The 14,222-nt window shown below is 46.9% G+C and carries 14 protein-coding genes; 13 read left to right on the forward strand and 1 reads right to left on the reverse strand.

Annotated elements, in window-relative coordinates; genetic code table 11:
• Positions 1 to 129 precede the first annotated feature (129 nt).
• The 7 genes from KIB08_RS00350 to sufU all read left to right on the forward strand — a co-directional run bounded on the left by KIB08_RS00350 (position 130) and on the right by sufU (position 7,665).
• A complete protein-coding gene (locus tag KIB08_RS00350) occupies positions 130 to 1,365 on the forward strand; it encodes an aspartate kinase (protein ID WP_303988254.1) in 1,236 nt (411 codons plus the stop codon).
• The gene (gene lysA, locus KIB08_RS00355; protein WP_303988256.1) at positions 1,362 to 2,618 is read left to right on the forward strand and encodes a diaminopimelate decarboxylase; all 1,257 of its coding nucleotides are present in this window, start codon (positions 1,362 to 1,364) and stop codon (positions 2,616 to 2,618) included. Before KIB08_RS00350 ends, lysA begins: the two co-directional genes overlap by 4 nt.
• A 131-nt stretch (positions 2,619 to 2,749) precedes the next feature.
• Positions 2,750 to 3,490, forward strand: coding sequence for a Fe-S cluster assembly ATPase SufC (gene sufC, locus KIB08_RS00360; RefSeq protein WP_303988258.1), 741 nt, complete (start codon positions 2,750 to 2,752; stop codon positions 3,488 to 3,490).
• Between the two features lie 4 nt (positions 3,491 to 3,494).
• Complete coding sequence (gene sufB / locus KIB08_RS00365) at positions 3,495 to 4,910, forward strand: Fe-S cluster assembly protein SufB (protein ID WP_034436059.1); 1,416 nt, start codon at positions 3,495 to 3,497, stop codon at positions 4,908 to 4,910.
• Between the two features lie 8 nt (positions 4,911 to 4,918).
• Positions 4,919 to 5,995 (forward strand): SufD family Fe-S cluster assembly protein, encoded by a 1,077-nt coding sequence (locus KIB08_RS00370; protein ID WP_303988261.1) that lies wholly within the window; start codon positions 4,919 to 4,921, stop codon positions 5,993 to 5,995.
• Positions 5,992 to 7,218, forward strand: a complete 1,227-nt coding sequence (locus tag KIB08_RS00375; protein WP_303988263.1) for a SufS family cysteine desulfurase — start codon at positions 5,992 to 5,994, stop codon at positions 7,216 to 7,218. The genes KIB08_RS00370 and KIB08_RS00375 overlap by 4 nt, the downstream gene beginning before the upstream one ends.
• Positions 7,219 to 7,230: 12 nt before the next feature.
• Positions 7,231 to 7,665: a Fe-S cluster assembly sulfur transfer protein SufU gene (gene sufU, locus KIB08_RS00380; protein WP_303988265.1), complete on the forward strand. Its 435-nt coding sequence runs from the start codon at positions 7,231 to 7,233 to the stop codon at positions 7,663 to 7,665.
• Positions 7,666 to 7,687: 22 nt separating this feature from the next.
• On the opposite strand, the gene nadE is transcribed toward sufU, so the two are convergent.
• Positions 7,688 to 9,280: an NAD(+) synthase gene (gene nadE, locus KIB08_RS00385; RefSeq protein WP_303988267.1), complete on the reverse strand. Its 1,593-nt coding sequence runs from the start codon at positions 9,278 to 9,280 to the stop codon at positions 7,688 to 7,690.
• Between the two features lie 194 nt (positions 9,281 to 9,474).
• On the opposite strand from nadE, the gene KIB08_RS00390 reads away from it, so the two are divergent.
• From KIB08_RS00390 to recO, 6 genes are read left to right on the forward strand one after another with little or no spacing between them, the layout of a single operon-like run.
• Positions 9,475 to 10,383: a PhoH family protein gene (locus tag KIB08_RS00390; protein WP_303988269.1), complete on the forward strand. Its 909-nt coding sequence runs from the start codon at positions 9,475 to 9,477 to the stop codon at positions 10,381 to 10,383.
• Positions 10,384 to 10,860 carry an rRNA maturation RNase YbeY gene (gene ybeY, locus KIB08_RS00395; RefSeq protein WP_303988271.1) on the forward strand — a complete coding sequence of 159 codons (477 nt, stop codon included), beginning with the start codon at positions 10,384 to 10,386 and terminating at the stop codon, positions 10,858 to 10,860. It begins immediately after the preceding gene.
• Entirely contained in the window at positions 10,850 to 11,239 is a 390-nt protein-coding gene (locus KIB08_RS00400) for a cytidine deaminase (protein ID WP_303988274.1), read from the forward strand. Before ybeY ends, KIB08_RS00400 begins: the two co-directional genes overlap by 11 nt.
• The gene (gene era / locus KIB08_RS00405; RefSeq protein ID WP_303988276.1) at positions 11,236 to 12,126 is read left to right on the forward strand and encodes a GTPase Era; all 891 of its coding nucleotides are present in this window, start codon (positions 11,236 to 11,238) and stop codon (positions 12,124 to 12,126) included. Before KIB08_RS00400 ends, era begins: the two co-directional genes overlap by 4 nt.
• Before the next feature lie 52 nt (positions 12,127 to 12,178).
• Positions 12,179 to 13,465 carry a hemolysin family protein gene (locus KIB08_RS00410; RefSeq protein WP_303988278.1) on the forward strand — a complete coding sequence of 429 codons (1,287 nt, stop codon included), beginning with the start codon at positions 12,179 to 12,181 and terminating at the stop codon, positions 13,463 to 13,465.
• On the forward strand, positions 13,443 to 14,129 hold the full coding sequence (gene recO / locus KIB08_RS00415) for a DNA repair protein RecO (protein WP_303988280.1): 687 nt from the start codon (positions 13,443 to 13,445) through the stop codon (positions 14,127 to 14,129). Before KIB08_RS00410 ends, recO begins: the two co-directional genes overlap by 23 nt.
• Positions 14,130 to 14,222: the final 93 nt, after the last annotated feature.

Raw genomic sequence — 14,222 nt, forward strand, 5'->3', positions numbered from 1 at the left:
AACTGTGCAAATCCATATAAAAAAGAGCGGTTTAAACCGCTCTTTTTTATATGGTAAGTTCTTTACACAAACAGGTGTTAATGTTACCATGTTAAATAAGCATTTTTTAAATATTTGAGGAGGCAAAGTATGACGTTACAGGTCAAAAAGTTTGGCGGTTCTTCCGTAGCAACGCCAGAAAAAATCCGTCACATTGCAGAGCGCATTTTGGCGGCGAAACAACCGACAGACAGAATCGTCGTTGTCGTCTCGGCAATGGGGGATTCGACAGACGATTTAATGGCCTTGGCGAAGCAATGTACGCATAAAGCATATGGCCGCGAGCTGGATATGCTGCTTACCACCGGTGAACAGGTTTCCATCGCTTTACTTGCGATGACATTTATAGAGCTGGGTCAGCCTGCGATTTCTTTTACGGGACAACAGGCCGGAATTCAAACCAGTCGGTCTTACGGCAAAGGACGCATCTTGGACATTAATCCGGAACGTGTTTTCACGGCTCTTAACGAAGGTAATATTGTGATTGTTGCCGGCTTCCAAGGTCTTGCGGATAACGGTGATATGGTGACATTGGGGCGTGGTGGCAGTGATACTACGGCAGTTGCTTTAGCCGGTGCACTGCAGGCGGATGTCTGTGAAATTTTTACGGATGTGGATGGCGTTTATACGGCAGATCCGCGTGTGGTTCCACAAGCATTCAAGATGCGGGAAATCACGTATGGTGAGATGCTTGAGATGGCACGACTTGGCGCCGGTGTTATGCAGCCTCGGGCAGTAGAAATGGGAAGCCGTTATCGTGTACCGATTCATGTACGTTCAACATTTACGGAAACAGATGGAACGATGATTCAGGAGGAGTACAAGATGGAAGGAAAGCAAGCCGCTATTCGTGGCGTCGCGCATGACACCAATGTAGCTAAAGTGACCGTTATGGGCGTGGATAATCGGCCGGGGGTGGCGCATATGATTTTCAGCTACCTGGCCAAAGCCAATATTGATGTGGACATGATTGTACAGAGTATTCGCGAATCGGATGATTCCAAAACGGATATTGTTTTTACGATTGCAGAAAGTGATTTTCCGCAGGCACAGGAAGTTCTTGAAGTGTTTAAGCGCGATCATGGTATTAAGGACATTTTATATGCCACGGATGTCGCGAAAGTGTCGGTGGTCGGCGCGGGTATGCTTGGTACGCCCGGGGTTGCGGCGGATATGTTCGGCGCGTTTGCCGACGGGAATATCAATATTCAAATTATCAGCACTTCGGAAATCAGCATTTCCTGCCTGATAGACGAGCGTGATGCCGAAAAGGCGGTTGCCTTGATTCATGCCCGTTTCCTGGAAGGCGCTGCTGCAGCGCAATGACGAAGAAATCGATTCCGCTCAGTGAAGCGGCGTTGCGTGAACTTGTACAAGAGTACGGTACGCCTTTTCATCTTTATGATGAAAAAGGTATACGGGAAAATGTGCGCCAATTGCAAGCGGCTTTTTCCTGGCATCCTCATTTTCGGGAATATTACGCGGTTAAGGCAAATCCTAATCCGTACTTGATGGAAATATTGCACGAAGAAGGTTGCGGTGCCGATTGCAGTTCACTTCCTGAACTGGTGCTTGCACATGCGGTGGGTTTTCGGGAGGATGAAATTGTTTTTTCTTCCAATAATACCGCGCCGGCAGAATACGAACGAGCGTATCAGGATAATACCATCATTAATGTCGATGATATTTCTCACTTGCCGGATTTGAAAGAACGAGAATGGTTACCGGAAAAAATTTGTTTTCGATATAATCCCGGCGCAATCGGTTACGGAAATGATATTATTGGGCATCCGGAAGAAGCCAAGTACGGTATGACCAAGGAGCAGATTTTTGCTGCCGTGCGATGGGCAAAAAAACAAAATATTCAATGGATCGGTCTGCATACGATGATTGTGTCCAATACTCTCGACATTGAGGAGTTGGCGCAGACCGCGAAAATGATGTTTACTCTTGCGGCGGAAATTTGTCATTCGGAAGGAATCCGAATTGACTTTATCGACTTAGGCGGTGGTATCGGTATCGCCTATCGGCCGGATGAGACGCCTCTCGACTATCAGGATTATGGTAATCGTGTCCGGAAACTGTATGGAGAAATATTAGCACCTTGCGGCTTGCAAGATGTTGCATTAGCTTTGGAATGCGGTCGTGCTATTACCGGACCGTACGGTTGGCTTGTCACCAGTGCCATCCACTATAAAAATACATATCGAAATTATATCGGAGTAGATACCTCGATGGCAGATCTGATGCGTCCGGGAATGTACGGTGCATATCATCATCTCACCGTTCTCGGTAAGGATGACGTGTCGTGCGATCATACCTATGATGTGGTTGGATCGTTATGCGAGAATAACGATAAGTTCGCGGTTCAGCGGTCACTTCCGGAAATCGTGATGGGAGATATCCTTATCCTTCATGATACCGGCGCACACGGGTATGCAATGGGATTCAATTACAACGGCAAGTTACGCGCTCGTGAATTGTTGCTGAAATCAAATGGGCAAGTGCAACAAATTCGCCGACCGGAAACATTACGCGACTATTTCGCTACACTGGACTACCCCGATTTACCACGCTAAAAACACCAATCGCGATTGGTGTTTTTTCATGAAGAGCCGATTTATTGACTTTGCTACATAAATACGTTACTCTTAAAACATAGAATATTGAAAAATTTATATATAGTAAGGCACGACTCCAAGGAGGATTTATGTCTGAATTATTACGCATTGAAGACCTGCATGTAGCAGTCGAAGATAAAGAACTTTTGCATGGCGTCAATCTCACCATTGAGCACGGTGAAGTGCATGTTGTGATGGGAACCAACGGGGCCGGTAAATCGACTTTAATGCACGCCATTATGGGGAACCCCGCCTATACAGTTACCCAAGGAAAAATTTATTTTGAGGGAAAAGATATTACCGACTATAGCGTGGATGAACGCGCTAAAGCGGGAATTTTTCTTTCTTTCCAGTCGCCGCTTGCGGTACCCGGAATTACGGTAGAAAATTTTTTGCGTACGGCAAAAGTAACGGTCTCCGGTGAACAGCAACGATTATTTCCGTTCAAGCGCAAGCTCCACAAGGAAATGCGTTCCCTGGATATGGATATCGCCTATGCCGATCGTTACGTAAATGACGGATTTTCAGGCGGAGAACGCAAGAAAAGTGAAATCTTACAGATGAAGATGCTGGAACCGAAATTGGCTATTTTAGATGAAACGGACTCGGGACTCGATGTGGATGCTGTCCGTATTGTCTCCCAGGCAATTGCCGACTACCATAGTCCTGAACACGCATTTATTATCATCACACATCACAATCAATTGTTAAAATACATCAGCCCCGATAAAGTACATGTAATGATGAACGGAAATTTCGTAACCGAAGGCGATGCGTCTCTCATCGATACGATTGAAGCGCAGGGGTTTGATCATTTGCGAAACAGGTGACATGATGGCTGAAGAAAAACGCAAAAAAACATATGTTGCCGACATGGAACGTGGCGTTTACGACGTACGCGACAGTTTTTCGTATGACTATAAGACGGATTCGGGATTAACGCCGGACATAGTACGTGAAATTTCTGCCAAAAAAGATGAGCCGCAGTGGATGCTTGATTTTCGTCTGCGTTCACTTGCGATTTATCAGCAGATGGATGTACCTCCGTGGGCGCCGGATATTTCCGGCTTGAATATGGAAGAAATCGTGACCTATGTGCGTCCCCGTACCGATATGAAAGCAAGCTGGGATGACGTGCCGCAGGATATTAAGGAAACATTTGATCGTTTGGGTATTCCGCGTGCGGAGCAAACTTCGCTTGCCGGTGTTGGGGCGCAATATGACTCTGAGGTGGTGTACCACAATATCCAGGAAGATCTGGTGAAACAGGGCGTCATTTATACGGATTTTGAGACGGCACTCAAAGAACATGAAGATATCGTGCGCCGTCACTTTATGACGCTGGTGCCGCCGAACGATCACAAATTTGCCGCTTTGCATGGCGCAGTATGGTCAGGCGGATCATATGTTTTTGTGCCGGCAGGTGTTGATGTCAAGATTCCCTTACAGAGTTACTTCCGTTTGAATGCGCCGGGAGCCGGGCAGTTTGAACATACGCTGATTATTTTGGAACCGGGGGCGAAGTGCCATTTTATTGAGGGCTGTTCAGCGCCTCGCTACAATGTGGCGAATTTGCATGCCGGGTGTGTCGAATTATTTGTCGCTGACGGTGCGGAATTACGCTATTCGACGATTGAAAATTGGTCGAAGAATATGTACAACCTCAATACAAAACGTGCGTTGATCGGTAAGGACGCACGTATGGAATGGGTTAGCGGCTCGTTTGGTTCGCATGTTTCCATGCTGTATCCGATGACGATTTTAAAAGGAGACAACTCCGTCTGCGAATTTACCGGCATTACATTTGCGGGGGAAGGACAGACATTAGACACAGGTTCGAAAGTCGTTCATTTAGGTAAAAATACAACTTCAAACATCAATAGCAAATCGATATCTAAGAGTGGCGGTGCAGCGATTTATCGCGGCCTTTTGCGGATCGGACCGAATGCTAAAGGGGCTAAATCTTCTGTCAGCTGTGAGTCGCTGATGCTGGATGACCAGTCACGTTCCGATACGGTACCGGATATCTCTATTGAAAACGACGATGTTGATTTAGGACACGAGGCTAAGATTGGACGCATCAGCGATGAAGCTATTTATTATCTGATGAGTCGGGGCCTTTCGGAGGACGAGGCGAAAGCCATGCTGGTACGCGGCTTTGCCGAGCCGATTTCTAAAGAATTGCCGTTGGAATATGCGGTGGAAATGAATAATTTGATACGTTTGGAATTCGAAGGTTCCATCGGGTAGGAGGAAAAATGAAAAAACAATTTAACTTGCTGCCGATGACAACCTATCGCTGGACGAAAGCCAATTACACGGAACTGGATGTGGCGGATCATGTAGACGCCTCACAACTTACGGCAGTGTGGTCGCAGCCGGAACAAGTCGAATGCGTTACAGGGATGACGACGGCATCTCTTGCGTTTTTACGGCCCCAATTTCGCGGTGCGGACCCCGCAACGTTTGCGGAAACGATGAGTGACGCAGCGCAGCAATTCAAAATTGTCGTACCGGAAGGCACCAAGCAACAACTGCGTTTGAACCTCACATTTACGGAAACACAAAATCACTGGTTGGGTGCAGTTATCATTGATGTGCGGGCGAATGCCGAATTAGCGTTGGAGATTGTCATTGACAATGAAAGCAAAAATGAAGGGCGATTGAACTATGCCATTTTAAGTTCCGTCGGTGACAATGCCGTATTAAAAATTACTAAAGTTCATACAGGCGTGCCTCTGACGACTGCGATTGAGCATCGTTACACTCGGCTCAACACCGCATCTCAAGCGGCATTTATCGGTGCCGAATTCGGTGCGGAGCGTATTATCTATCACAGCGATGCGGATTTGTTAGGTGAAGCATCTACGCTTTCCGAAGAAGGCGTTTATGTAGCCAACGAAAAGCAGCATCTTGACTTGTATTATGATCGTAACCATTTCGGGAAGAAAACCGAATCTCATTTAGCGACTTATGGAGCCTTACGAGATGCGGCAAAAAAAGTTTTTCGCGGCTGTATTGACTTCAAGCACGGATCATCGGGAGCGATTGGCAACGAGGAAGATTATGTCGTGCTTTTGAGTCCGCAGGCGAAAAATGTCTCTTTGCCCTTGCTTTTATGTACGGAAGATGATGTGCAGGGAAATCATGCCTCCAGTGCCGGCCAAATGGATAAAGAACGGTTATACTACTTAATGAGCCGAGGCTTTTCACAGGAAGAAGCGAAGCGTTTAGTGGTAGAAGCGATGTTGCGCCCTGTCATTGATAAAATTATTGCCGATGATTTGCGTGAAACGGTACTTACCGCAGTAGAGACAAAGATGGAAGCGATATGATGAATCTGGAAAACATACGTAAGGATTTTCCTATTTTACAAACAAAAGTGGGAGAGGAGCCGCTGATTTATTTTGATAATGCGGCGACAACCCACCGCCCCCGGCAAGTTATGGAGGCAGTCGAGGAGTACGTATTCTCGCGGCATGGTAATCCACATCGCGGTGCGCATCGTTTAGCGCAAACCGCATCTCTCGCATATGACGGTGCACGGGAAGTGGTGGCTCGTTTCATCCATGCCGCAAGTTCGGATGAGATTGTTTTTACGCGTAATGCGACGGAAAGTCTGAATCTCATCGCCCGCAGTTATGGTGAGACACATCTCAAGACTGGCGATAAAATCATCGTCACAATCGCCGAACACCATGCCAACTTGGTCACATGGCAGCGTGTTGCACGCGTGACCGGAGCGACACTGGAATATATTTATTTAACGGAAGACGGACATTTTGATCCGTCCGATTTTACAAAAATTGACGAAACGACAAAAATTGTTGCGTTCGGTCATGCCAGCAATGTGTTGGGCATGCACGTGCCTGTGCAAGAGATGATTCAGCGCGCCCATGCCGTCGGAGCAGTCGTGGTTTTAGACGGAGCACAGGCGGCGCCCCATTTTGCAGTCGATGTGCAGGCTTTGGATTGTGATTTCTATGTATTTTCCGGTCACAAGATGCTCGCTTCGCAGGGGATCGGTGTGTTGTACGGAAAACGAGCGCTGCTTGATGATATGGAACCATTTAATTTGGGCGGCGACATGATTGAATACGTGCAAGAACAGACCACTACATTCAATACTTTACCCTTTAAATTTGAAGCCGGTACACAAAATGTGGAAGGTGCAGTATCCCTGGCCGCTGCCATAAAGTATTTGGAAGCGATCGGTTGGGATGCGATTGTTGCGCATGAGAAAAAGCTGACGGAAATGGCGCTTACAGGCCTTTCCGAGATGCCGTTTGTAAAGATTATCGGCACGACAAATCCTGCGGAAAAGTACGGCGTAATTACATTTTTAGTTGACGGTGTACATCCGCATGATGTGGCGACGATTTTGGATCATTACGGGATCGCGGTTCGTTCAGGGCATCATTGTGCGCAGCCGCTAGGCGCTTATTTGCATGCACCGGCGACAAATCGAGCAAGTTTCTATATCTATAATACGGAAGCGGAAGTGGCACGGTTTTTAGAAGTATTGCCATTGGTGCGTAAACAAATGGGATTTAAATAGGAAGAAGGAACTATGAATCTCCAGCAATTGTACACAGATTTAATTCTGGAACATAATCAGGACCCGCGCAATCATCGCCCGTTAACAGATGCAACGGTAACGGAGCATGGTCATAATCCGAACTGCGGTGATGACTTAACCATGAATGCGATCATTACCGACGGAATGGTCGAAGATATTGCGTATGAGGGTCAAGGGTGCGCGATCAGTCAGGCGTCTGCCTCCATGCTTTGCGATGTGGTGCGCGGGAAGTCGGTTAAAGAAGCAAAAGCATGTATTGAGCGGTTTATTTGTTTGATCCAACGGGAAGAGTTGAATGAAGAAGAGCGGGAGTCGCTGGAAGAGGCGATTGTATTGGAAAATGTTTCGCAGTTACCGGCGCGTGTAAAATGTGCGGTACTCGCGTGGCATACGTTGGATGAAGCAATGAAAAAAATCGAAGCATAAAAAAAGAGCCGATCGGCTCTTTTTATTTTTTCAAAAGTTTTTTTCGTTTTGCCAGATACCGGTCAGAATATCGCGGTTCTCCTTGCGCTTCAAGATATTTTCCAAACGGATATGGACCGGCGGCAAGGATCGGCGGTGCCTGTACACGTTTGGCAATGCTTAAGCCGCGGTAGAGTGTCCACCAGCGCTCCAAGTCGGCGACGAACGCATCCGCGTCGGCAAAAAGCGTTCCGACCTCTACAGTGGCGCCCAGACGTTTTGTTAATGTGCATTCTTCATAGCATTCAAGAATTTCTGCAAGCGAAAGCGGCGTATCTTGTACCCAACTGGCAAAGAGATAGTCGTGGTAAGGATAAATCAGCGGATCGCCAAATCCTTTTGTGACATCCTGCGCAGAAGAAAGCTCTGCACTGGGGGGGACCGTAAAGACTTCTCGCGGAATGATACCTCCACCCATAAAGTCATCCAAGTCTTTGGCCAATTCATATACTTCATGTTTCCAAAGGTCGGCGGTAGCCGCTAACGCACCGGCTATATCACCGTACATTGTGCCGTAACCTACGGTGGTTTCCGTTTTATTGGCATTGCATGTGAAGGTGGCACCGAGAGCGGAAGCAATCGTAGCTAATACACGGGAAGTGCGATCGCGCGCTTGCAAATTTTCATACGGCAAGCCGTCGAGTGAAAGCGAAACTCCTGTCGCTTTTGCAATTTTTTTCAGCTGTGTTCGTGTCGCTTCAACGGATTCTTTAATCGGCACGGTAAGCAACGGAATGCCGGCATTTTTGGCAAGTTGTTTCGCAATCGAGCGAGTCACAGAAGAGGTGTAGGAGGAAGGCATAGTAACGCCCAATATATGGTCTTTTCCCACGACGCTTTGGTAGAGAAGAGCGTTGACCGTGGAGTCAATGCCGCCGGAAAGGCCGATAACCACGTCACGCAAAGAGAGCGTCCGTAAAATGGTTTGTAACTGCCAGCGCAGGAGGTTCATTTGTTTCCATGTACATGTGAGCGGTGCACTCGTGCGCCAACCGCTGGTCGTCAATGCAACTGTATAGATTCCCTGCTGCCAGCCGCCGTGACATGTTTCGCCGCAATGTAAAAAGCCGGTATGCGGTTCGAAATATCCGCCGCAATCCACAACCGTCAATGCATCTATACGTATGCTGTTATGATACGCAGGCGAAGATAGCGTTGCAGGTCGGCTAAAAAGATCGATCACCGGTAAATCATTTGGAAACGGGGCATTTTCATCAGCACGAATATACAACGTTTGGCGTTCGCACGAGATGGTTGCGGAGTCGAGCTCTGTTGCCTTGCCGTTTTCAAAATACAACGTCCGGTGTTTGCGTTGACCGTGTAGCCATTGGTCCTGACTACCGATTGCCGGCACCGAAAAAAATGTGGAAAGTTCGCAAAGTGCTGCGTCAAGTTTCGATTGAAAATCCGTGTCACGCAACAAGGTGTCTGAGACAAATCCTGTGAGGCTGTTTTGCGCCATTACAATCAGATCCGGTTCCCGTGACATAATTTCATCATGATGCGATCGAAACCACTGCAGATTATTATCTATTCTTCCGGTTTGCAAGGGTGAGGTACAAGCGACAATATTCATAATTTCCTCCTGCTTTATTATACCCAACCATTGTTGATCGTCAAAGGCGCAACGCTGGACGCTGTCGAAGGACTAATATATAATAAATAAAGATAAGAACGTCATCATAATTCGTAATCATTCAGACAGGAAAGGAATGATATCCTATTCGCTCTACGGCATATACTCTGACAGCAGACCATGAGAAACAGCTTTTGGTCGCAAGAAACGCGTGGATTTTACCCAAAATTGCGGCACATTACGATGCGCAGCTGGTAGATCGCGGCGGCATTATCCGATTGATCGGTGAGCCGGAGTCGTTGGGGGCCGCACAACGCGTTATCGAAGATGTTTTGACTACGTTGTCATCGGGAAACACCATTTCGGAAAGGCAATTGGAAACGGTGCTGCAGATGATTGACCAGGGGAAAGAGCATAAACTGCGCGACTTGCATGATGATACTGTAATGGTGACACGCGGCGGTAAAATTATTCGCCCGCGTACGGCCGGACAAAAAGCGTATGTGGATGCCATTCGCAACAATACGATTACATTCGGCATCGGTCCGGCGGGTACCGGCAAAACCTATCTTGCCGTTGCCTTAGCGGTATTTTATTTTCGCAACCATAATGTCAATCGAATCATTTTAACGCGTCCGGCAGTAGAAGCGGGTGAAAGTCTCGGCTTTTTGCCGGGGGACATGAATGAAAAAGTGGATCCCTATCTGCGCCCTCTATATGATGCCTTGGGGGATTTATTCGGTGGAGATGTATATATGCAGTTGCAAACTAAAGGAGCGATTGAAGTGGCTCCCTTGGCATACATGCGCGGTCGCACGCTGGAAGATTGCTTCGTAATCTTAGATGAAGCACAAAATACGACACCGGAACAAATGAAAATGTTTTTAACGCGTTTGGGCAATCATTCCAAAATGGTCATTAACGGTGACGTGACACAGATCGATTTGCCGTCTCGACAAAAAAGCGGTCTGGAGCAGGCAGTCTCAATCGTCGAGAATTTGCGCGGGATTGCGCGTGTGGATTTTACTGCCGCCGATGTTGTTCGTAACGATTTGGTGGCACGAATTATTGATGCGTATGCCAAACAGGGGGATGTCAAATAATTGAAAGTCATCATTGATTTTTTAAACGAAGAATTGGCACGGAAATACTCGGAATGGCCGAAGATTATCGAAACCACATTGAGTAAAGGAGCCGAATGTCAGGAGATCCCACCGGAAGCGGAACTCGGCGTGACGTTGGGGGATGATGAGTATCTGCGGATGTTAAATCGCGAATATCGAAACATTGATCGGCCCACCGACGTGCTTTCGTTTGCCTTGAATGAAGGAGAAGAAGATTCGTCTGACGAAGAAATGTTATTGGGGGACATCGTCATTTCCGTCGATCGGGTTTTATCACAGGCACAGGAATATGGGCACAGCGAAACCAGAGAGTTGGCGTACTTGGCGATTCACGGTCTGATGCATATTATGGGCTATGACCACGAGAAACCGGAAGATAAAAAAGAAATGCGGGTCGCAGAAGAGGAAGTTTTGCATGCGCTCGGTATTACGCGGGAGGATATTCATGACGTGTGATCAGGATCTTTTGCAGGCGGCAAAGGAGGCGGCGGAGAACGCTTATGCGCCGTATTCGCACTTCCCCGTCGGCGCTGCATTGCTGACGAAAACCGGTACAGTTTTTACCGGCTGTAATGTCGAAAACAGTTCTTACGGATTGACGCAATGCGCCGAGCGTAATGCGATTATGGCTGCCGTTTCGCAGGGGGAGCGGACATTCGTTACGCTGGCGCTTTTTAGTCCGCGAAAACAGGATCTAATGCCGTGCGGGGCCTGTCGGCAGGTAATGGCGGAATTTGGCATTCCGCGTCTCATCACGGGAACATCACAGGCGTTTAAAGAGTTTGCTTTAGAAGATTTGTTACCGTATGCTTTTGGAAAGGAACAATTGGAATGAATGGTGTATTTCGCTCTGGTTTTATTGCCTTGATCGGACGGCCCAATGTTGGGAAATCCACTTTGCTCAACCGTATTTTGCAGCAAAAGATTTCTATCGTTTCGGATAAAGCGCAGACTACGCGCGATAAAATTATGGGAGTTTATACCCAACCCGATTTTCAAATGGTATTTGTCGATACGCCGGGGATTCATAAACCGCGTCACAAATTGGGTGAAAAAATGCGTAAAGAGGCATTGGATGCACTGAATGAGGTGGATGCGGTTCTCTTTATGGTGGCGGCTGACGAGCGCTTCGGACCGGGGACGCAGTATATTTTAGATCGGTTACAAACGCTTACGATTCCTGTGTATTTAGCGATTAACAAAATGGATCAGATTACACCGGAAAAATTATTACCTTTAATTGACAACTATCGACAAAAATTTAACTTTACTGAAATTATACCGATTTCGGCGCGTGACGGATATCAAGTTGACACATTGTTAGATGTGCTCCGTGATCATTTACCTGAAGGACCGCAATATTATCCGGACGATATGGTTACCGATCGACCGGAACGCAATATTATGGCGGAACTGATTCGGGAAAAAATTCTGCATATGACGCGAGATGAAGTGCCTCATGCAATCGGTGTGGAAATGGAAGAAATCGCGCAAAGGAAAAACGGTAAGTGGTATGTACGCGCGGTTATTTATGTGGAACGCGACTCACAAAAACGGATCATTATCGGTAAAAACGGTGCGCTTTTGCGAGCTATCGGGGCGGAAAGCCGAGCGGATATTGAAAAATTAATGAACGGCTCGGTTTACTTAGATTTGTGGGTAAAAGTAGCGCCGGATTGGCGTAATAAAGACCGCATGTTAAAAGAATTGGGGTATGAATAATAATATGCTCATTGCTCATCTCCTCACGCCTTGGGGAGCGTTTTGGTCGATATTGGCAGTTCTTTTTTTGATGATGGCAACTATTTTAGTCATTGCGAAATATTCTTTTATCCGTTTGCGTCGTGAATATGTGCAAGAACTTGCAGCGGAGGAGGAAGAACCGAAATGGTCACGCATATCGAACTTTTATGATTCACCGAATCGGTATTTAGGGACTATTCAATGGGCTTTGCTGGTTGTGACACTGCTTTACTATTACAGCATTTATCAGTGTTGGATGCTGCTCACACCACCGACAATACAGTGGCTCTGGGGTGAGTGGATACTTTCTTTGGTTGTGCTTTTGGTTGCCGTCACTTTATTTTGGATTGTCGCAGGTTTAATTCCTAAAGCAGTAGCTTTGCAGAATGCATTGAAATGGCTGCCACGCACGGCAGGAATCGTGCGTATTTTACATCAAATATGTGCCCCGATTATATGGCTGGGCGAACGCTTAGCCACCATGTATTTGCATACGCACGATCTGACGCTGACAAATGAGGTGGAAATGCCGCGCACGGAAGCGGAAATCCGCCTGCTTTTTAACGAGGGACATTTGAGCGGCCAATTGGATGAGCGGGAAGGCGAACTGATCAAAAATGCGTTCACTTTTGTGGACCGTTTGGCTCGTGAGGTAATGATTCCGCGTCCTGATATGTCGGTACTTTATTATGAAGACAGTTTGGAGACGATGCGGGAAGCGATTCGCACTTCACGCCACACACGATATCCTTTGTGTGACGGTGATAAAGATCATATTATCGGCCTTATCCACGTCAAAAACTTTATGGAGTTGTATATTACCGGTAAGCCGCAGTTAAAGCAGATTATCAGTGAAATTCTCATCATCCCGGAAGTTATGCCGATCTTTGATCTCTTGCAATTGATGCGTACCCGGCGTATTTATCTTGCGGCGGTCGTGGATGAATTTGGCGGGACCGTCGGATTGGTTGGGTTGGAGGATATTATCGAAGAGCTTGTCGGTGATATTCAGGACGAACATGAACCCGAATCGTTGGCTGCGATTCTCGAACTGGATGAAGATCACTTTGAATTTGACGGCAATGTTATTTTGGAAGATGTAGAAAAATTATTAGATGTTGACTTTGCGGAAGTGGAAGCGGACACAATCGGCGGATATGTATTTGCCTTATTGGAACGTATTCCGCGCAACGGTGATCATATCGTTATTGACGGTTGGGATTTTTGCGTCACTAAAGTTAACGGTTTCCGTATTGTGCGCCTTTTGGTGACTCGCGTGCTCAACGAGGAGCCTGATGTTGATGACGAACACGAATAATTGGCAAAATTATGAAGGATTTGTGTTGGCTGCACGGGATGCCGGTACCGCCGGTAAAAAACTTACTCTTTGGACCAAAGAAGCGGGCAGAGTTTTTATATTCGCACCACAAGCAAGACGCAAGGCCAATTATATTGGCTACTTGGTACCGGCTGCTTTTTTACGTTGTACCGTAGCAGCTGATATTGAAGGCTATCGTTTGTTGCAAGCCGATGGACGAGCACTGACGGATACGTGGCAATGGACGTATCCTATGTGGCAAGTTTATTATTTCCTGGTACACATGACTGAGGAGCTTTTCGCATCGGGACAAGCGGATGCACAGGTATATCATTTATGGGAGCAGTACCTGACGGCGCTTTCCCGTAAAGATTTGGCAATAGCAACATTAATCGCTGCCTGGCAACTTTTAGGTATTGCCGGTTATGATCCGCAGACGGTTTTGCAGGAAAAGCAATTTCTGCCGCTTTCCGATACAGGTCGCCAAACGCTATTTGCCATTTTACATGCTACGTGGCAGGATGGACCGCAACTTTTTTCTCGGCAGGGATTAACGGAGGCGGCGGATGCATTATTATATTATTTGACGAATTATGTGGAGATCGCTACCCAATTTACGAATGTTTTCACATTTGCGCAAAAGGGCATTGACAATAAAATTTGAGTTTGCTATATTTTTAGTAATTAAGCGATGATAAAGAGTAGTACTTTGGCGATAGCGAGGCAAGGATAGTGGAAGCTTGCCACACAAAGGAAG

Origin of the sequence: Negativicoccus succinicivorans (assembly GCF_018372215.1) — a bacterium.
Taxonomy (GTDB): domain Bacteria; phylum Bacillota; class Negativicutes; order Veillonellales; family Negativicoccaceae; genus Negativicoccus.